At 46.5% G+C, this 21,401-nt stretch carries 9 protein-coding genes; 2 read left to right on the top strand and 7 right to left on the bottom strand.

Annotation, left to right across the window (positions count from 1 at the left end; genetic code table 11):
* The first annotated feature begins 100 nt into the window (after positions 1-100).
* On the top strand, positions 101-2,161 hold the full coding sequence (locus BMZ79_RS24950) for a beta-galactosidase (protein ID WP_177222324.1): 2,061 nt from the start codon (positions 101-103) through the stop codon (positions 2,159-2,161).
* 26 nt (positions 2,162-2,187) lie between these two features.
* Entirely contained in the window at positions 2,188-3,672 is a 1,485-nt protein-coding gene (locus BMZ79_RS24955) for an alpha-L-fucosidase (protein WP_090645466.1), read from the top strand.
* Between the two features lie 95 nt (positions 3,673-3,767).
* Here BMZ79_RS24955 and BMZ79_RS24960 read toward each other — a convergent pair whose 3' ends face one another.
* The 7 genes from BMZ79_RS24960 to BMZ79_RS24995 all read right to left on the bottom strand — a co-directional run bounded on the left by BMZ79_RS24960 (position 3,768) and on the right by BMZ79_RS24995 (position 21,400).
* A complete protein-coding gene (locus tag BMZ79_RS24960) occupies positions 3,768-4,010 on the bottom strand; it encodes a chloride channel protein (protein ID WP_371263791.1) in 243 nt (80 codons plus the stop codon).
* A gap of 421 nt (positions 4,011-4,431) precedes the next feature.
* Positions 4,432-4,617 carry a hypothetical protein gene (locus BMZ79_RS33780; RefSeq protein WP_143089073.1) on the bottom strand — a complete coding sequence of 62 codons (186 nt, stop codon included), beginning with the start codon at positions 4,615-4,617 and terminating at the stop codon, positions 4,432-4,434.
* 1,268 nt (positions 4,618-5,885) lie between these two features.
* A complete protein-coding gene (locus tag BMZ79_RS24975; protein ID WP_090645477.1) occupies positions 5,886-6,620 on the bottom strand; it encodes a 4'-phosphopantetheinyl transferase family protein in 735 nt (244 codons plus the stop codon).
* A 23-nt stretch (positions 6,621-6,643) separates the two neighbouring features.
* Positions 6,644-8,023 carry an MFS transporter gene (locus BMZ79_RS24980; protein WP_090645480.1) on the bottom strand — a complete coding sequence of 460 codons (1,380 nt, stop codon included), beginning with the start codon at positions 8,021-8,023 and terminating at the stop codon, positions 6,644-6,646.
* A gap of 40 nt (positions 8,024-8,063) precedes the next feature.
* Positions 8,064-18,191: a non-ribosomal peptide synthetase gene (locus BMZ79_RS24985; RefSeq protein ID WP_177222325.1), complete on the bottom strand. Its 10,128-nt coding sequence runs from the start codon at positions 18,189-18,191 to the stop codon at positions 8,064-8,066.
* 13 nt (positions 18,192-18,204) lie between these two features.
* Complete coding sequence (locus BMZ79_RS24990) at positions 18,205-20,670, bottom strand: non-ribosomal peptide synthetase (RefSeq protein WP_090645486.1); 2,466 nt, start codon at positions 20,668-20,670, stop codon at positions 18,205-18,207.
* A gap of 19 nt (positions 20,671-20,689) precedes the next feature.
* A complete protein-coding gene (locus BMZ79_RS24995; protein ID WP_090645489.1) occupies positions 20,690-21,400 on the bottom strand; it encodes a thioesterase II family protein in 711 nt (236 codons plus the stop codon).
* Position 21,401 lies beyond the last annotated feature (1 nt).

A 21,401-nucleotide genomic window follows, 5' to 3' on the forward strand; every position in this document is an offset into this window, starting at 1 on the left:
ATAAGAGAATTATATAAATATATTGGCCGATATAAATCGAACTCATTTTTTTATATGCTTGATGTCAAATCTTATATTTCATTTAAGAATCGCACAGATTATGATACCTCATGTATTTGAATATTTTTATATGGCGGTGATAGCTTTGTTATTTGCAGGAACCAATTACCATCCGCATGATTGGCCCCCGGAAAGATGGAGACAAGATATTGATCTCATGCGAAAGGCTTCGTTCAAGATCGTCCGGCTCGGTCATTTGTGCTGGGATAGCTTTGAACCTGCCGAGGGAAATTATACATTCGAGTGGTTCGATGAAGTAATGGATCTTTTCCAGGAAGCGGGTATCAAGGTCGTCCTTGATATCGCGACTCGCCCCGCGCCGACATGGCTGCATAAGAAATATCCCGAGATTGATCTTTCGGATCCGAACGGTATTCGATTAGAAGCGCAAACGAGATATATGGATGACATCGGCCATCCGACTTTTCAGGAATATGCATTCAAATTCGCAGAACGACTAGTACGTCGCTATCGCAATCATCCGGCGCTTTATGCCTTTGGCTTATGCAACGAACTCGGCTCGGGCTCGCCGTCTTATTCCTACAAGGCCCGCGACCGTTTCGAGGCTTGGTTAAGGAACAAATATAACACCATCGAACAACTGAACCTGGCGTGGACAACTCAACGATGGTCGCGCAAGCTGAACAGCTTTAACGACGTCGTATTGCCAGTTTCCGGCTCCATTCAAGGCCCTCCGGAACGATTACTGGACATGTGGCGCTTCTATTCCGACGAAACCTTGACCTATATGCACGATTTAAGCCAGCTTGTCAGACAATTGGCGCCGGATGTGCGGGAATCGACGAACCATTGGTCCGAAAACCCCGGTTACGGGTTCGACTATCTGAAGCAATACGAAGACATTATCGATCTTCCCGGGATCGGATTCTATCCTGGCACCAATCCGGAAGATCGTAGAGCTTTGATAGCGGCATGCTTCTTCATGGATCACCGGATAGGGGAACTAGACCGGCCGATCTGGTGCCTTGAATTCCAAACCGGAGACTTCGGAGGTTACGGTTCACCTCGAAAAGCTATGAGAATGTACGCTTACCTTTCCCTCGTTCACAGAGCTCAAGCGGTGTGCGCCTGGACCTGGCGTTCGATGCTGGGCGGCGAAGAACAGTATTTGTTCGGTCTAGTGGATCATGACGGCGTTCCGGGATGGAAGTACGAGGAGTTCAAACAGATTGCCGAGGAATTTAATCTATTGGAGGATCGCGGTCTTCCAAGAAGGACCCGGCCCGAGATCGCCATCGCCTATTCGTATGAAAGCTTGAAAGTGATGGCAGGCAACCGAAGCTTCTACAAGACGGAATATACGCAGCAAGTATTGCACGCCTATGAAGCCCTCTTGGTTACCAATCTCGACTGTAATATCGTGAATTTGCGCCAGCTGCGAATGGACTATAAAATCCTGATCGTGCCGGGACACGCCGTAATGGACCCGGCATCGGCAGCCACCATCCGCTCCTTCGCCGAGAACGGCGGCACCGTTGTGATGACCGCCTATTCGGCAAAAGTCGACGAGCACAACCGCGTGTTCGACACACCGTTGCCCGGAGCGCTCAGCGACGTCTTCGGCATTCGCACCGGCGCATTCATGAGAACCCGAAGCCATACCCCTGCAGAGAATGCAGGGGGTCTGGAGAAAACGGAGCTCGGCCTGGAACGTGAGAAACCAAGCATTTTCCTTGACGGATGCGAATATCAACCGGATATTGATTATTATGAAATACTTGAAGTCCGCACAGCCCAAATCCTGGCGACATTCTCCAACACATTGGAAAAGTCACCGGCTGTAACGCGGAACCGGTATGGTAAGGGCGAAGCTGTCTACGTCGCTATACCTGCAAATACTCATTTTCTTGAACGGCTCCTAAGATCCTTCTATCCAGCGCTTGGAATCCAGCCCGGTCCCGCCACTCCAATCGGAGTAGTCGCGCGTACGTTGGAAGACGGCTCCATACTCTACGTGAATACAACCGGTGCCACACAAACCGTGAAGCTCGAAACCCCTGCCTGCGGGCTTCTATCAGGCACAAGCTTCGTAAATTCGTTAACGTTAGACGCTTACGAAGTGGAGCTATTGATCAATTAAACAGCTATCGAAAAGGAGAGTCAAATATGAATTCACAGATCCAAAACGCAGCCCGAATCGTACCGTCCGCAAGACAGCTCGCCTGGCAGGAACTGGAATTTTATTCCTTTATTCACTTCGGTGTCAACACCTATACGGATAAAGAATGGGGGTTGGGAGACGAGGATCCGGCTATCTTCAATCCCGTGGAGTTTGATGCGAAACAATGGGTGGACGTCTGCAAGTCAGCCGGAATGAAAGGGTTAATTCTAACTTGCAAACACCACGACGGCTTCTGCCTCTGGCCTAGCGCCTTCACGGAGCATTCGGTTAAAAACAGCCCTTGGCGCGGGGGGAACGGAGATCTTGTTAAGGAAGTCGCTAATGCTTGCCGCGAAGGTGGAATCCGGTTCGGGGTTTATCTGTCTCCATGGGACCGCCATGATCAGCGTTACGGTTCTTCGTTGTACAACGACTATTTCAAAGATCAATTGCGCGAATTACTGACTCAATACGGAGACATCTTCTGCGTCTGGTTCGATGGCGCGTGCGGCGAGGGGCCAAATGGTCTAAAGCAGGTTTATGATTGGGATGGTTACTATGAGGTCATACGCGAATGTCAACCAAACGCGGTGATATCGGTCTGCGGTCCGGATGTTCGTTGGTGCGGCAACGAGGCGGGGCATACTCGAGAGTCCGAATGGAGCGTCGTTCCTGCTGAGCTGCAGGATTGCGAAAAAATTCAAGAAAATTCGCAACATGTAGACGACGGCGAATTCTCCAAGCGCGCGAATTCCCGCGACGAGAATTTAGGCAGCAGAGAAGCCATCGACGGGAAAGACAAGCTGATCTGGTATCCAGCCGAGGTGAATACATCGATTCGGCCAGGCTGGTTCTATCACGCCTCCGAGGACGAACAGGTTCGGAGCTTGGAGGAGCTATTGAATATCTATTATAAATCAGTTGGCGGAAATGCGACGTTCCTCCTGAATCTCCCTCCCGATAAGCGTGGACTAATTCATGAAAACGATGCGAAACGAATGGCAGAGCTCGGACAGACGATCCGTTCTACGTTCCAGCATAATCTTGCTTCGCATGCGCACGCATCGGCAACGGAAATACTCAACCAGAACCATGCGGTCGATCGTCTGTTTGACGGCAACAAAAGTACCTTTTGGTGCCCCCGCGAAGGCACGGAGCATGCCTCGATCGAAATTGATTTAAATCAGGAGCAGACCTTTGACACGATCGTCCTAAAAGAGCATGTGTTAACCGGTCAACGAATCGAAAAACTGAAACTGGAATATCTGGATCAAGCTACTTGGAAACCTCTCACTGAATGCACGACCATTGGCTACAAGCGCATTTGCCGATTCACGTCAGTCTCAGCAAGACATATTCGGCTCACGATCGAGGAATCCCGCTTGTTCCCTACTCTCTCGGCGTTTGAAGTTTATCTGAGACCCCGTAGCTTTTCCGCATTAAAATGTAAAGACGGGGTCCTTGCTCATCCTGGCCATCCACATCAATAAATAGCTTCTAAGTTGCGACTGCTTCTCCCAGAACAAAGTCGTTACCAGATTACCTACCATACTGGTAAATGTCGGGATCAAAGCTTCGTAGGAAATTAACCCAATCGCGAGCACTTCCAAACTGAACACAGCTCCAGCAAACGGTGTTCTAATATCGAACCGAAGCCGCCGCTGATTCCGTATATCAGAAGCATATTCCGATCCTTGGTGCTGACTCTTAGCGTGCGCCCAAGCGCTTCAGCCAAGATGCCTCCCATCTGGATGGTAGTCCCTTCGCGGTCCGCTGACCCGCCAAATAGATGCGTAACCAGCGTTCCGAATAAAACAAGCGGGGCCATTCTTATCGTGCATCCTTTCTAGGCATTTTTAGTAAGGCAAAAAACAGACTTCTACCAGCAGAAATTCCACTGGTAGGAGTCATTAGCCTTACGGCGGATTATTATGACGTCTCATTAAGCTCTCTGAAAAAACATTCGCTCACAAACAATTCCGGGTACCAATTCCCACTCTGTCGGTTCGGCGATTAACTTCGACCCACTTATAAGGTAGCTCCGATTAAACGTGCCGATTCGATAGAAGCTTTGTCTTCGTACTACTCGACATTGACATCGCCCAGCAATCCCACGTTGCTCGCGCCGTGCTCGATAGTATAACGAGGCTTCCGAATTAATGTCGGCAGCCTCGTTCAGTGTTTATTGAAAGATCGAATCCCCATTGCGAACAAGAATGCGCGATCTCTTGACGGAGTTTTAGCCACTTTTATACGCGGTTGTTATTGCGATCATGATGACGTAGCTTTTGATTCAATAGGACCGCAATACCCATTATGACTGTACATGTAGCAGTACCTATTTCGTAACCTTGTTCTCTTACTCCTAATAAACCGCCGATTTCTCCACCTGCAAGAATACATAATCCGCAAAATATACCTGCTTTTCCGACCATTCTGACCACTCCCTCGTTTTCTTATGAATTGATCTTATCACAGCGTATTTTAGCCGATTAGTCTCGCTTATCATGAAAACGGGATGACAATCGTCACAAACGGAGAGCTTGTATGCTTCGGGTTGCACGGGCAAAAGATCGTAGACTCCGTCCCCTGCCCGAACTTTGCTTTTCACCTGAATGCGTCCCATTCGTCATGGCGAAGATGACGTCGACTCTTTCAAGCCATTCAGTAACCTTGCATTTCATTGCTGATTTACCAAAAGAAGCATCGAAGGATAACAAATCATTAGAAATAATCATTTCATGTAATGATCAAGACTACACATACAAAATGCGGTAATGAATAAAGGGGCTGTCCCAACAGCCAAAGCTTTAAGGCAGGCAGCCGCAATTATGGGACTGCTTGAGTAAAGAATCTTTGTACAAGTAGAAGTACCCGCTGACGATCGCGCATTGGATCCATTCATCCATTGCAGCCAACCACAGCGTTTGCAGGCCGCCTCCTGATAAGCCGGCGCAGCCTATTTTCGTTGCATCGCAGTCTTTACGTTCGCAGATGTAATTAACAAGCCGAATCAGATCCCACACCCACATGCCGGTTAACGAACGCCCCAGTGAAGCCACTCCTAATCAACATCACCCCATCCAAGCATACTTCGCTGTTTAGCATCCACTAGAACAATATCATAAGATTTGTTGTTAAAACCCCTTTATCATGAAATTCAAAAAGTATTAGAAAATTAAACAGAAATAAGTGAATTATAATCCCCGTTAACTTTTTCTAATTGGTATTTCACTTGCTAATTAAGTACCATACGTACATAACCTTTTTCTCTGCTTCTCTAAAGTTGGATTACCGCTCTAGAGGAGCTTTTTTTCATAAAATGATTCAAACTACCGATAGAGGAGGGAATCATTACATGGTTATTAAAGATGTCCAGGGATTAGTAAATCCTTTACACTTTGACGATAAGAATACTTTGAATAAGTTCGAGTTTATTATTGGCGACAAAAACCTATCGCATGAAGAGTCGTTAAGATTTATAGATTTTTAAGACAAACTATTTAATAAAGCACTTAATGGATAAAATCCTCCGTAATAAGAATGCGTATTTTACTTTCTTAAGATCGATTCACTTCCTTCAAAGTTGAGTTCTTAAACACTTATATCTTAGGACAGCATTCGCCACTCGACGTTTTTCGATGGTCACCGACCGAATCGCAATGAGCAGGCCCAGTTCTCCCGAATTGCCGTTTCACCGTTTTTAAATTTGAAACCCGCTGGACAACAGATGCGCAAATGCAACTTCCTTACAATCAAAATCCACCTCTGCTTCCTCGGTCCTCCGTACAGCAATTGATATGATTTCACCATCGATCGGTTGGAAGGTATAGTAGTGGTAATTTTCATCCTTGATTCTTTCACCGTGAACAGGAACCGCAAATGACAAGGGCGGAAGTGAAAAACCTTTCCCAACCGCCTTCATTACGGCTTCTTTGCGTGTCCAAACCCTGTAAAACGCCTCTACTTTCTTGTCAAAGGTTAGCTCTGCTTCAATAAGTAATCGCTCCTTGGCTACAAAGACGACGGGCATGAGCTCTAGAGGATTTTTGTTCATTCCTTCAACATCAATGCCTGCTTCGTTAAATGAGGAAAGGACACAGGTAACCATCCTTTTCGAATGGGACAAGTTAAAAAAGATGGGATTCGTTCCCGCTTCATTGACACATCTTGGGTGCAAATATAATTTTCCAAATGGATTTTTATTAAACGCGATCTTCTCCGGCTGTATTCGCAGCATCTGACCTAGTATCTTTTTAAGCAGCAATCTTCCCGTATAAAATTCAATCTTCTTTTGATCTACCAAATAGCGATCATAGGTCGTTCTTTCTTCTGTATCTAATAAACCTAGATCATCGATCCATTCTGAAAGGTTTATATTCTCAGGGAGTTGTACCCAGTATACGTGCAGTGTTGACCCCGCTTGCCTTGCATTCACGGTTACTCCACCCCCTTGTCCCTTTAAACCGTCTGCTTCTGTTGTTGCTCTAACTTCTTTGTCATGCTCATAAACGGAATATGCACCACAATTTTCAGAGTCATGCCTATCCCGAAGAAAACCACCGCAAACAGTAATGAATCTAAGCTGAATAAATAGCCAAAAATCAGAAACCCAAATAATCTCCCGAGCCCGTTTAGCACCATCATTCCGGCTCCATATCGCCCAAATAGTTCCCTTGGGACCACCGTTTGATAAAAGGAAGCAAAAAATACCAGGTAAAAACTAAATGCAAGGAAAAGCAGAAAACTGATCAGGCCAAAAAAGATCACAGGATAATATTCATGTTCTTTTAACAGTTGGATAAAATCCGGACTACCTAACAACAACAATGGGATAACTGGGACACACATACCCAGGATACCTATTCCAATATTGTTGGCCACTCCAAATTTCTTCATAGGAGGCACAGTAAAGATAGCCAAGATCGATCCAATGGTTGAAATGCTTTCTACAATTCCATAATCTGTTCCCTTACCGCCTAGTACTGTGACAATAATATAAGGAAAGCCTAATAAGATAAACGGATACATAAAAAAATGAGTTAAAAACGCATTAGAAACGATTGAAGTGATTCGTTTGTCTATAAAGAATACCTTGAATCCGTCCCACATATCTTTAAATAAATGAATCTGCCTGGTTACTATACTCTCCACCTTTGGGATGACCATAAATAGGATTGCCAAAGCGGAGATCAAAAAGGTAAGTCCATTCACCAACAAAACGGGTCCTATGCCTACCAAGCTGTATACGAGGGTTCCAAGAAAAGGGGCGAGTATTTTCATGGTTTCGTTAATCGTTTTCTCAAATGAATTGGCAGATACAAGCTCTTCTTCTTTGACTATACTGGGCAGCAGAGATATAAAAACAGGACCATAGCAGATTTCACAAGTAGAAATGAATAGGACCGTGACATAGATCAAAGGCAGGCTGATCGCCCCTGTAAAGCTAAAGGCAAATAAACTAATGCAAAGCAGACCCCGCAATGCATCCAGCAAAATCATCCATTTCTTCTTGTCGAACCGATCCGCCAATACTCCCGCAACTGGACCTACGATGAGGTAGGGAACCATCCCTAACGCTAAGATAGACGCAAACTTCTCCGGTGATCCTGTTAGTTTCAACACATACAGCGCGAGCGCTGCATTCAAAAAGTACGTCCCGAATAAAGATGTCGCCTCTGAGAAAATTAATAGCGCAAAACCACGTTGTCTAAATAAGGAGAAATTCATCTTGTAGTCATCTTCCCCTTCCGCCGCAGCAACGAAGAGACAAGACAGTTCTTCACTTCCGCCTATTACCGTAAGCTCGGTGAAGAACTGTCTTCGTCCTTGTCGATGCATTTATTTATCGACTGGATCAAGTTACGAAATTATTTTCCTTTCATCCTTTACTCGGTTCAAGCTGCTCCATCAACGATTGAACGACTTGTACATACTGCTGCATCATTTCCAGTATTTTAGCTTTGTTTAAACAGGCATTGTACATACACTCCACATACAGATGCATGGGATGCTCGTGTAACACGAGAAGCAGGTCGCATTTCTCTGCGAATCGCATTTCTGAAATCGAAGCACTTCTGGTCATAAAACCAGGGATTAATCCATTTTCAATCTTCGCTGTCTTCATAAACGCGAGATCAATTAGCGGATAATTCGGGGTTTCCGCTTCTTTTAACTGTGTTTTCACCTGTTGGAACAGATCTGAAATCTGCTCCATTTGACTAAGCTCGATGGTTACTAAACTGATTTTATCGTTCCAGCCTGCAATCGTTGGGATCGTAATTTGATCCTGCTCACTCAACTCCGCTTGCAGATATAGGAAGAGAGCTAGCATTAATTCCGATTGCTTAACCTGCATGTTTCCTGCTATCTCTTTGAGAGATGCAAACCTTTCACCCTCAATGGTGAAATTCAATGTGCCATTCGATTGTCCGGCGTCCACGACGAAGTATGGTTCAGGATAGGGAATGGCTTGAATAATCGGGTTATGATCTTGGAATGCGGTTTGACGGATATACGCCGCTAATTGTGCAATCGATGGGTAAGCAAACAAATTGGTGACCGTCACGTTGGCATATAGAGGCTCAATGAGACTATGCATTTGAATCAATGACATGGAGTTCCCTCCGATATCAAAGAAGTTATGATGCATTCCCACACCATCAATCCAGAGCACCCGCTCCCAAATCTGAATTAAATCTTGTTCGACTTGATCTGCTGGTGCTGTATGCTCCGCTTCTAAGTTGAGGATTGCTTCGATTTCAGGTAAGGCACGGCGGTCGACCTTTCCGTTTGGCGTAATCGGCATCTGATCCAATACCGCAAATTGTGCTGGTATCATATAGTCGGGTACTTTCTGCGCCAAATAATCCCGCAACGCGATCAGCGTAAGCTCTTCCTCTGAGACGATATAAGCAATCAGGGTATGACCTTCCTTGCAGATGACCGCTGCTTGACGAATCGACGGATGAAGAAGCAATTGACTTTCGATTTCTTCGAGCTCTACCCGATATCCTCGAATTTTCACCTGATGATCGGCACGGCCAAGAAATTCGACTCTACGGTCCGGCAATAAACGTACAATATCCCCGGTGCGATAGATTCGTTCTCCAGCAACGAGCGGATTGGTTAAGAATCGCTCTTCCGTCAGATCTGGACGATGGAGATAACCTCTCGCTAGCCCTGCACCTGAGATAAACAATTCGCCAGGTACCCCGATGGGTACAGGCTGAAGCTGCGCATCTAGTACGTATACTTTAACGTTGCTGATCGGTTTTCCAACGGGTACACTGCTTCGATCTGTTAATTGTTCTGCATCGACAAAGACTGCAACCGCACCGACGCAGGTTTCTGTTGGCCCATAATGATTGAGCACCTGAACATGCGAATACGATTGGAGGAAGCTTCTTATTTCACCCGCATGCATCTGTTCACCGCCTAGAACCACTAAACGCAAGGCTTCACATGCTTTACGCCAATGATCTGGAGAGGCATGCAGCATCATACGGAATAGCGACGGCGTCCCTTTGATAAAGCTAATTTGATGTTCACCCAAGTAGGCTAATAAAGTCTCCGGATTCTGTACCCATGCTTTATCGGCGATATGAATGACACATCCATTTAATAGCGATGGATACAGACTGGTATAGCCAAGGTCAAATGCGTACGAAGAAAGCAGGATCGTACGGTCATCAGCAGTCAGCTTCGCCGTCTCCGTAAACCACGCAGCATAGTTGACCATACTCCGGTGCTCCAGCATCACGCCTTTTGGTTTACCCGTACTACCGGATGTATAGATGACATAGATCAAATCATCCGGCTGATTCTCACTCTCCGGATTCGTCGTTGGCAGTGTGGCCATTGTAGGATCATGGATATCTACAATCTTACCTTGGTACTCGACTTGATCAATCAGACTGCCTTGCGTAATCAACACTTCCGCACCGCTATGTTCTAATAAATAGCTAACTCGTTCCAGTGGCAGCTCCGGATCTACAGGGACATATGCCCCACCGGCTTTTAAGATTGCTAAAATGCCGATAACCACTTCAACCGATCTTTCTACCATCAACCCTACGATTGTAGAGGCAGCTACACCTTGATGCCGAAGCAGCCAAGCCAGCCGATTGGCCCGTTCGTTCAATTGAAGATAGGTTAAGCTGACTTCTCGATGAACAACCGCAATGTTATCTGGCGTTCTGAGCACTTGTTCTTCGAATAACTGATGAATGGTACGGTCAGTTGGAATCTCGGCCTCGGTCTCGTTGAAATCGAAAAGGATTCGTTGTTTCTCTGTTTGGGTTATCATTTCGATATTCGCCAAACGCTTCTCTGGCTGAGCGGTGATGGATCGAAGAATGAGCTCGTAGTGCGCAGCCATCCGTTCCATCGTTGCTTGGGTAAACAACCCGGTTGAATATTGAAACGTAAACCGGAGCTGTTCATCGGTTTCTTGCGCATATAGACTCAGGTCAAACTTAGCGAGCGGATAAGGTGTCTCATAGGGCTCAAAACGGATTGCGCCGGTACTGCTTTGCGGTATATCCGGATACTCCATGGAAAACATGACATCAAATAACGGATTTCTGCCGGGATCCCGTTTTACTTTTAATTGATCAATTAAGTGTTCGAACGGGTAATCTTGATGACTATACGCCGCTAATGCTTTAGATTTCACCTCTTCAACATACTGTAAAAAGGTCTTATCGCTGCTAGGATTTGTACGAATGGCCAGGGTATTGATGAACACTCCAATTACGCTCTCTGCATCTGCATGTGTTCGGCCAGCAATTGGAGTGCCAATGATGATATCATCCTGTCGGCTATATTTAGCCAGCAGCACATTGAATGCTGCGAGTAAGATCATATAGTTGGTCGTGCCCGTATTATCGGTTAGCTGCCTTATACCAGCGAATAGAGATGCATCTGCAACAAACGATACGGAATCCCCATCGTATTGTTTGACAGCAGGGCGCTTGAAATCTGTCGGCAATTGGAGAACCGGAATCTCGCCCGTGAATTGGTCCACCCAATAGGCCGCTTGATGTTTCATCATTTCGGATTGAAGCAGCTCGTTATGCCAGGCTGCATAATCCTTGTATTGGATCTGTTGCTCCGGCAGTGCCAGTCCTTCATATAACGCCATGAGCTCACGAAGGATGATCCCGATCGAGGCTTCATCCGAGATAATATGATGCATATTCATGACAAGGATGAAGTCCTTGTTCGTACGTTTCAGAACGGTTGCCTGAAAGAGCGGAGTTTGTTTCAAGTCAAACGATCGACTGACCAACTGCTGCACCCATTCATCTTCGGATTCTGGTGAAACCGGAACGAGATCGACTGGGAGAGGAACAGGCGGATGTATTTTCTGCATGACTTCACCCTTAACCAGTTCAAAACTGGTGCGGAGCGATTCGTGCCGAGCCGCTACTCTCGTCCAGCATTCTTGAAATCGTTTCAGATCCAAATTCCCCTTAATCCGAACGGCAATCGGAATGTTATAGAGCAGTTTGTTATCTACCATCTTATCCAAGGTAAACATTCGTCTTTGTGCAGCGGATGCCGGGTAGTACGCTTGCTCTTGCAGCTCGGCGGCCGGAATGGATTGGTGCTCCCGCTTTTCCGCCCGCGTCACAAACTGAGCCAGCCTCTCTACCGTTTGATAGGTGAAGATATCTTTGATCTCCATCTCCACTTGGAATTCTTTACGCAATTTACTGACAAGAATGGTTGCTTTCAATGAGTGCCCGCCCATTGCAAAGAACGACTCCCGAACGCTAATACGCTCGAGACCGAGTACGTCTTGCCATACCCTGGCTAGTTTGGTCTCCCACTCATTGCGAGGCGCGATCAACTCCTGTTCGAGATATCCACCGGCCTGCGGTGCCGGTAATTGCTTGCGGTCTACTTTGCCATGCGCGGTCAGCGGGATCTGTTCAAGCTGTATGAAATAGCTCGGGATCATAAACTCAGGCAATGACCCTGCGAGATGTTCTCGCAGATCCGATACCGTTAATGGCTCCGAGCCAATGACATAGCCGACCAAATATTTATCATGTTGATCTTCTCTAGCGATGACGACGGCTTCTTTCACAGTCTCGAGCTGCAGCAAGTTGTATTCGATTTCACTAACTTCGACACGATAACCGCGGATTTTCACCTGCTGATCCATCCGTCCAAGAAACTCAAGCGTACCATCAGGGAGCCATCTAACTTGATCACCCGTTCTATATATTTTTTCCCCGATTTGGAACGGGCTGTCGATAAACTTCTCTTTCGTCAAATCAGGCTGATTGAAGTATCCTCTGGCGACACCTTCCCCTCCAACCCATAGTTCGCCGGGCACGCCAACTGGACGCAGCATTCCCGTACTTGGATCCACGACATAAGCGGTTGAGTGCCGCAGCGGCTTACCGATCGGAAGAGCACCATCAAAATCGCGATTCACATGATACGTTGTCGAAAACGTCGTATTTTCCGTTGGTCCATACGAATGGATCACCCTGAGCTTCGGACAATGTTTTCTCACCACATTTACATGGTTTGTAGATACGACATCCCCACCCACCAATAGTGTCCGTATCGTGGAGAACATCTCTGGATTTGCCTGTGACAATTGACTAAACAGAGGCGATACCAAATGAACGATATCAATTCGATGATCCACTAGCTCACGCTCAAACTTGTCAGGATCAAGCAATTTCTCTTTATCCAGCAAATAGAGCGTTAGCCCATTTAATAACGGCCCCCAAATTTCTAATGTAGAGATATCAAAGGCAAAATTGCCTGTCATCAGCAAGCGGTACCCTGGGGAAAAGTCGATAAAATCTTGATTAATGACCAATCGAATTACACTTCGGTGTTCGATCATCACACCCTTTGGTTTTCCTGTTGAACCCGATGTATAAATGATATAGGCCAAATCGGAAGGATCATTCACATCGGCCAAATTATGCGCATTTTTTGTCTCATAAGAGGGTCGGCACAAATCAATTACTTCGCCTGAGTAATGGAAACGATCGATCCATTCCGGTTTGGTTAATAGTAAGGAGGCCTTGCTGTCCGCGAGTAAAAATTCAATCCGCTCTGCGGGATACTCGGGATCGATAGGCAGGTAAGTCCCCCCCGCTTTTAAAATGGCCAGTGTTCCAACAGCCATCTCGATGGAGCGTTCCACCATAATGCCTACGATCGATTCCCGCACAACCCCTTTTTCACGCAGCAAATGAGCCCATCGATTTGCTTCTTCATTTAGCTCCCGGTAAGTCAGTCGCTTCCCTTCATAAACAACTGCGATGTAATCAGGGGTCTTGGCCGCCTGCTCCTCAAACCACTGATGAATGGTCTTGGATCGCAAAGCAGCCAGCTCGTTTTCAGACTCCGGCTGGTTAAATACCGTCATGATCCGACTTCGTTCCACTTCTGCCAATAAGTCCTGTTCGTCATACATGGCTATAGGATCTTTGATCATGGATGCCAACGCCTTCTCATAATAACCGAACATCAATGCAACTTGTTCTTCGCAGAACTGTGTCTGATCCCATTGTATTAATAATTGCAGTTGATCTGACGGATCTAGGCTGAACTCTGTTGACAGTGCAAAATTGTTATAGGTTCTCTCTGAAAACTCCAGTACACGGAAATTGTCCATTTCCTGCAAAGAATCCAGTACATGAAAGTGGGTAAAGTTGAAAATCACTTCATATAAAGGTTTACCGCCTAAATCCTGCTGAATTTGCGCGAGCGGATAGTGACGATAAGGTAAAAAGGATTGTTCTTGTTCAAATACTTGATGGATCAACTCCGTCCAGGTGCCTTTGGACAATGTAATTCCGAAAGGCAGCGCATTGAGGAAAAGCCCCAGCGTTCTTTCACCATCGCTACCTTCCGTGCGTCCATTAAACGGCACGCCTGTAATGACCTCCGACTGTCCAGTCGCCATCTGCAGCACACGGAAATGGGCAGCAAGCAATAAGCTTTTCAAGGGTACCTTCATCTGGCTGGCAAGCCTTTTCGCTGAATCTAATACAGCCGAGGGAATTTGAACTCGCTTTTCGCGAATGAGATGCTGTTGTTCCGTTTTAGTATGTTGCCAACGTGGAATCTCATGGAATGGGGCTGCTGATAATTGCTCTTTCCAGAATCGTTGATGCTCCTCAGACTGCAGGGCTTCACCTTCCATCGCAACATAATCACGGAATTCAGCTTGTGGTGCGTGCCCATTTTTCTCTTTACGATTCATGAAAATGTCATAGAGACGGAACACCTCTGCGAATAAGGATGCCACACTCCATCCATCTAAAATGGCATGATGTTCGATGCAGGTAAACTGAAAGGTCTCCGACGTGCGAAGATGGATAACGATTTTGAACAACGGAGCTTTGGTCCAATCGAAATGATTCGTTTCTTTCATTTCCTTCCAGTCGGCCAACCATTGTTCTTGCTGCAAGGACGATAGGTGACGCAGATCAACGACTTCAAAAGGCGTTTGTAAATCCTCGTGTATCAGCTGTAAAGGCTGCGAAAAGCCGGTCAAATCAAATGAAGTCCTTAAGACCGGATGATCTTTCATTATGCTGGAAATAGCCTGCTCCCATGCTTGTGGATGGTAGGGAGCCATTAAGTAGTACGAGGAGATATTGAGATACGTCAAGGCATCTTGATGGTAACTGCTGTGAAAAAGCATGCCCTCTTGAAGTTTGGTCAATGGATAGGCATCGATAACTCCGGAAGGCAGCCTAGCGCGATCTTCATCCGTAATCAGTTGAAATGGTGCAGTTACAGGCAGGTGATCTTCAATCCCTTTTGAACTTCCCATTACATGATGAACTAATTCGCTAATGGTCTGGAAACGAAATAAATCCTGCACCGTTAATGGGTAACCTAATTTGCGCGCTTCATTCAAAATCCGAATACTTAAAATGGAGTCTCCGCCTACTTCAAAAAAATTATCTTCAACTCCGATCGGTTGAACTTGCAGTACCCGCTCCCAGATCGCGGCTAATTGCTTTTCGATATCCGTGCGGGGCGCAGCATAGATTCTAGGTACATGCTTATCATCAGGTGAAGGTAAAGCAAGATAATCCACCTTTCCATTATGGTTGAGCGGGATCGCACTGACTTCAACAAACGCTGCAGGTATCATATAATCAGGCAGCCGCTCAAGTAAAAAACGACGCAGTTCATCAATCTGTAGAGGTAATTCAGGCTGTTCTTCTACGACATAAGCAACAATCCGTTTTCCAGCCTGCTGATCTTCCTTCACGGCCGTAATTGCTTCACGAATGCTTGGATATTGGACCAGAATGGACTCAATTTCTCCCAATTCGATGCGGTAACCGCGGATTTTCACTTGCTGATCGCTTCGTCCATGGTATTCGAGTTCACCGTCCGGCAAATAACGGGCCAAATCCCCTGTCTTATACAGCCGTTCACCGGCTTCATTCGTAATAAATCGGTCTGCGGTTAATTCAGGCCGCAGTAAGTACCCGGGAGTGACACCTGCTCCACCTACGTACATTTCTCCTACTACGCCTGTCGGTACAGGCTGCAAATGGCGATCCAATACGTAAACTTGTAAATCAGGTATGGGGACACCGATACCATTGCCTTTTCGTTGTTCAAGATCCGCCAAGGTAATACGGCGATAGGTAACATGAACCGTGGTTTCCGTGATTCCGTACATATTAGCTAATTGCGGGGTTTGATCACCATACAATTCCAACCAGGGACGCAAACTTTGCAGCTCGAGTGCTTCACCGCCAAAGATTACATGGCGTAATGGTAACCTCCGACTGTGAGAATTTGATTTGGCTATTTCAATCAATTGCCGAAAAGCAGATGGCGTTTGGTTCAATACGGTCACTTGTTCCTGCTGCAGTAACTGATAAAAATCCTCCGGCGAACGACTGATCCAGAAAGGAACAACAACTAATTTTCCACCGTACAGCAACGCGCCCCAAATCTCCCACACTGAAAAATCAAAGGCGTAGGAATGATAAAGCGTCCACACATCCTGGTCCGTAAAGCCATACCAATCTTCCGTCGCGGCAAACAGGCGCGTCACATTTCCATGGTTTACGACTACGCCCTTGGGTGTACCTGTTGTCCCCGAAGTATAGATGACATAAGCGTATTGGCGCGCAGACACCGGCAACTCCAGATTGCGTTTGCTATGCCGGCTGATCGCGTTCCAATCGCTATCGAGCTGAATCTGTATCACGGATAGCGACGGCACGTTTAGGTTCACTGCGCTCTGAGTTAATAATACTTTTATTTGTGAATCTTCCAGGATAAAGCGCAATCGATCGGATGGAATCTTCGGGTCAAGCGGAACGTACGCCCCTCCAGCTTTTAAGATACCTATAATCGCAACAATCAGATCCAATGAACGTTCCATACAAATCCCAACAAGCGAATTTGCGCGTATCCCCCGTTGTACCAACTCCTGGGCCAATTGATTTGCTCTTTCATTCAGTTCTTGGTATGTATATTGTTCCTCCTCAAAAACAACCGCAGCAGCATGAGGTGTGCGGGCAGCTTGTTGTTCAAATAAGTGATGAATCGCATGTTCCGCATCAAAATAACGCATATTTTGTTTCATTCGGGCGTCTATTTGTGCCTTTTCTTCCACTGTGACCATCTGCAAACGTGTCAGCAATTGATCCGGTGCTTCTACGCCATGCTGAAGTAATCGTCCGAAATGAATGGCCATATGATGAATCGTTTCTTCATGATAAAGATCGGTATTATATTCAAACGTGCATGCTAAACCATTCGCCTCTTCTACGAGGGTCAAGGTCAAATCAAACTTCGCGCTCTTGCTGGGGAGAGAAATCGGGGTGCAGATCATACCTGGTATATCCCAAGCCGCAACTGGCGTATTTTGAAGAACAAACATCACTTGAAATAAGGGGGAACTTGCAGCACTCCGCTCAATCTGCATTTCATCGACCACCCTGTCAAACGGAACATCCTGGTGATCATATGCCTCTAATGTCACTTGGCGGGTTTGCTCTACCAGTTGCCTAAATGAGGAGCCCTCTCCGATTCGGCTCCGCAGCGCTAACGTATTAGCCACGAAACCCATCAAATCTTCCATTCCGGCTTGATTGCGGTTCGCGATTGGCGTTCCAACTACAAAATCATCCTGTCCCGAATAACGATACAACAGCGTTTGATACGACGCGAGTAAAGTCATAAATAACGTAACGCCCGCTTCTCTGCTGAAGCTCGATACAGCCTCTGTCAGCTCCTGACCAATGGAAAAGGAATAAGAAGCTCCTTTGTACACTTGCACGATTGGACGGGGTTTATCGGTCGGCAGCTGCAGTACTGCCGGGCAGCCATGCAGCCGCTGCTTCCAGTACGCAATCTGATCCGTTAATTCACCCGCTTCAACTTTTTCTCTTTGCCACTCGCTAAAATCCGCATATTGAATCGATGGTTCGGATAAACCGCTTGGCTGACCCTCAACAAAATGGCGGTACAACTCCAGCCATTCTTTTATCAAAATAGACATCGACCAGCCATCCGTAATGCTATGATGCATGGTAATGGCTAGATAATGCTCATCCTCCGACACTTTCAGGAGGTGTGCCCGGAGCAAAGGACCGTGATGCAAATCAAATAATCGACTGGATTCCGCCAGCGCCCAAGCCTCAATCCAGCCTTCCTGATCGATATCGGATGAACGATCGATAGAGGTGACTGGCAGAGAAATCGCTTGCTCGAGCGCAATGACTTGAACCAGTTGATGCTGCTCCATACGAAATGAAGTTCGAAGCGATTCATGCCGATCGACAACGGCTTGCAGGCTATTTTTTAGGGCTTCACTATCCAATGCACCCTGCATGTGAATCAGATAAGGCAGATTGTACAAAGGACTTTCAGGAGCCATTTCATGAAATAGCCATTGGCTTTGCTGGGCATACGAGGCCGGAAACACATAGTAATGTTCAGGATCTGCTAGATCCTGCTGGTTTACAGGCTTGTTTTGTTCGCTCATTGTTTGCCGCTCCTTATCGTTGAAGTTGGCGCGCAACCCTTTTTCGGGCAACGATGGCATTGGAAGTCTTGTTCATGATTTCTTGCTTCTGCGCTTCAGCGATGACCTGCGCCTGCTTAGCAATCGTTGTCGCTTCAAAAATCGCGCTCTGCGTCAAATCGGTTTGAAACGCCGTACGCATCCTCACCAAGATTTGTGCCGCTAATAGCGATTGACCGCCCACATCCAAGAAATGATTCTCCACCCCTACGCATTCTAGCTGTAACACGTCACACCAAATCGTAACCAGTCTCTCTTCGATTTCATTTCGTGGAGCGGCAAGAGATCCTGGAATCCGTTGCGGCTCCGGCAGAGCCTTACGATCAATCTTCCCGTTGGCCGTTAATGGAACTTGTTCTAGCGGTATGAACAGGGATGGAATCATATAGTCCGGCAGATTTTGCTGTAAATAACCCCTTAAATCTTGCGCCAATTGTGGATAATCAGATTTCTCTTGTTCACCTTGACTTGCAATCTTTGTTGTAAAGTAGGCGATTAACCGTAAATCGGCAGCACTGAATTCCTTAGCAACAACTACCGCTTCGTGCACGTCGGGATGTTTCATTAAAGTCGATTCAATATCTCCAAGCTCAACCCGAAATCCCCGTATTTTGATTTGGTGATCCATTCGGCTCAGGTATTCCAGGCTTCCGTCCGCCGTATACCGAACCAAGTCACCTGTACGGTATAATCGTTCATTCGGCTGCTCACTAAATAGATTAGGAATAAACTTTTCTTTCGTAAGTTCTTCTTGATTCAAATACCCGCGTGCCAGACCGGCTCCACCCAAATACAGCTCTCCTGCCACTCCGACCGGAACAGGGTGCAGGTGTTTATCCAATACGTAAGCTTGTGTATTGTGAATGGGGCGACCGATATATACGGGAAGATCTGGCCCCCGCTTAACATAGCAGTATGTAGAATACGTTGTATCTTCGGAGGGTCCATATAAATTGATGACCTTCTCAACCGTCTCTACGTCGTAGATTTGTTCAACAAGCTCGCGCTTTAATGGTTCCCCGCATAAGTTCACCGTTCGCACCCCAGCAGGGATCCCCTTCATTCGGACCAATTCTCTGATCGCGGATGGCACGGTGTTGATTAAGGTTACCTCGCCGGCTGCCGGCAAATGAGGGAGCTGCAGCGCATTCTCTGCCAAAATTAGTTTTCCACCCATGCTCAAGGTGACGAACATTTCAAAAACGGATAGGTCAAAATTAATGGAGGTAGAGCCTAATACACCAGCGATCTCCGCTGCCGAATAGATTTCTTGGGCCCATTGAATCAAAGCAATGACGCTCCCATGTTCGACAGCAACGCCTTTGGGTTTTCCGGTAGAGCCTGAGGTATACGTAACGTACGCCAAATGATCTCCTGTAATCGGCACCGAAGTACGCGGAGTATGGCTGCCTGCCTCCATAATGGCATCCCGATCCCGATCCATATAAACAATTTCTATTTCATGCGCAACAAACGATGCTGCCAATGATTCTTTCGTTATCAATACGGGAGCTTTCGCATCCTCCAAGATATAGGAGAGCCGCTCCGTCGCATACGTAGGATCGAGCGGAACATAAGCTCCGCCAGCCTTCAAAATGCCTAGGACTGCGGCCATCATGTCAATCGATCGTTCTAAATGAACACCAATCAAGGCCTCAGGACCAATCCCCTTTTGCAATAAATAATTGGCTGTTTGGTTCGCGCGTTGGTCCAGTTCAGCATAAGTGAGCCTTTCTTTTCCGTAAACGACTGCCACTTCATCCGGAGTCCGCATGACTTGCGCTTTGAACCAATCCGAGATAGATTGATGTTCCGCCGGCTTCGTGCTTGCGCTATTCCATTCCATCAGCATCTGCGAAGCTTCGTGTTCGGTGAGCAGCGAAATTTCGTCGATCGGTACCTGCGGTTGCTTCAGGCAGCCTTCGAGCAGTTGTTGGACATGTCCTGCCATGCGTGAAATCGCAGCTTCTTCCACGTGATCTTCATGATAGAACAGCGACCCCGTCCATTCTGTCTCCGTCCGCACTAATTCCAGCGTTACTATTTTTTCTTTTCGCAGATGACGAAGGGAATCGGTAGAATCCCTACATGCAGAATCAGTATCCTCCCGCACAAGATATCCGGCATGGAAAATGTGTGGTTCGTGAATCTGTGGTTCATTCAAGCTCGTTTGCAACAACGTATGCACCGCTTGTACTTGGGCGACAAGAGCGTGCATTTCTGAAAAATCAAAAGACAATGGACTCACCTTGTCAGGACTTCCTTCTCTCGCCACGCCAATAACGAGTTGTTCCAACCCTGTATATCGATACCATAAATTCGCCCAAACCGCCAAGAAGGCAACTTGAACCTCGATGTGTTCTTTATGACAAAACGAAATCAGATCATCAACAAGCTCGTTCGGGAAACGAATGGATTGATAACGATAATTCGTAATCATAATTCCCTCCTCTGATCGATTATTCGTTATAGAATTCAAGCGCCTTTTGATTTATTGCATCCACAACTTCCCTTGTATGATCGAGAAGATAAAAGTGACCCCCTTCAAAAAAGCGATATTCAATTTCTTTGGTTGTATAGGGCTTCCACTTTTCCAGATGCGTAACCAAATGATCCTGTTTTCCATTGAATATGGAGATGTTACAAGGTAATGGCGTAATCTCTTCTTCGGTTGGATAGGTTTCAACCGCTTTCATATCCGCTCGGATGATCGGCAGAAACATACGGATAAATCCGGGGTCATCCAGCAGTTCCTTCGGCGTACCGCCAAATTGGATAATCTCTTTCTTCAGCTCCTCGTCAGGCAGTCGAGAACGATTTGTATCCGTAGACTGGTTCGGACTGGATCTCCCAGAGAAAAAAATATGCAGCGGACCCTGATTACCATGCTGCATGACTTTTTTTGCAAGTTCATAGGCAATCAAACTCCCCATACTATGGCCAAATAGCATATAAGGCTTCTGATCGATTTCAGGCTGAAGCAACGACCGCACATCTTCTACGATATCAGCCAAATGAGTAAATAGAGGTTGAGGGAACCGCCTCCCTCGCCCCGACAACTCAATTGGTACAAGTTCAATCGCTGCATTCACATGTGCAGCCCAGCTGTGATACATTTGCGCTGTTCCCCCGGCAAAAGGAAAGCAATACAGCCTTATTTTCCGTTCCATG

Source organism: Paenibacillus sp. UNC496MF, from assembly GCF_900113915.1.
GTDB lineage: Bacteria > Bacillota > Bacilli > Paenibacillales > Paenibacillaceae > Paenibacillus_Z > Paenibacillus_Z artemisiicola.

Bases quoted from the DNA above. Each gene is read 5' to 3' on its own strand.
- BMZ79_RS24980 (WP_090645480.1), bottom strand. From the start codon at position 8,023: ATGCATCGACAAGGACGAAGACAGTTCTTCACCGAGCTTACGGTAATA.
- BMZ79_RS24995 (WP_090645489.1), bottom strand. From the start codon at position 21,400: ATGGAACGGAAAATAAGGCTGTATTGCTTTCCTTTTGCCGGGGGAACA.
- BMZ79_RS24990 (WP_090645486.1), bottom strand. From the start codon at position 20,670: ATGATTACGAATTATCGTTATCAATCCATTCGTTTCCCGAACGAGCTT.
- BMZ79_RS24985 (WP_177222325.1), bottom strand. From the start codon at position 18,191: ATGAGCGAACAAAACAAGCCTGTAAACCAGCAGGATCTAGCAGATCCT.
- BMZ79_RS24955 (WP_090645466.1), top strand. From the start codon at position 2,188: ATGAATTCACAGATCCAAAACGCAGCCCGAATCGTACCGTCCGCAAGA.
- BMZ79_RS24960 (WP_371263791.1), bottom strand. From the start codon at position 4,010: ATGGCCCCGCTTGTTTTATTCGGAACGCTGGTTACGCATCTATTTGGC.
- BMZ79_RS24950 (WP_177222324.1), top strand. From the start codon at position 101: ATGATACCTCATGTATTTGAATATTTTTATATGGCGGTGATAGCTTTG.
- BMZ79_RS33780 (WP_143089073.1), bottom strand. From the start codon at position 4,617: ATGGTCGGAAAAGCAGGTATATTTTGCGGATTATGTATTCTTGCAGGT.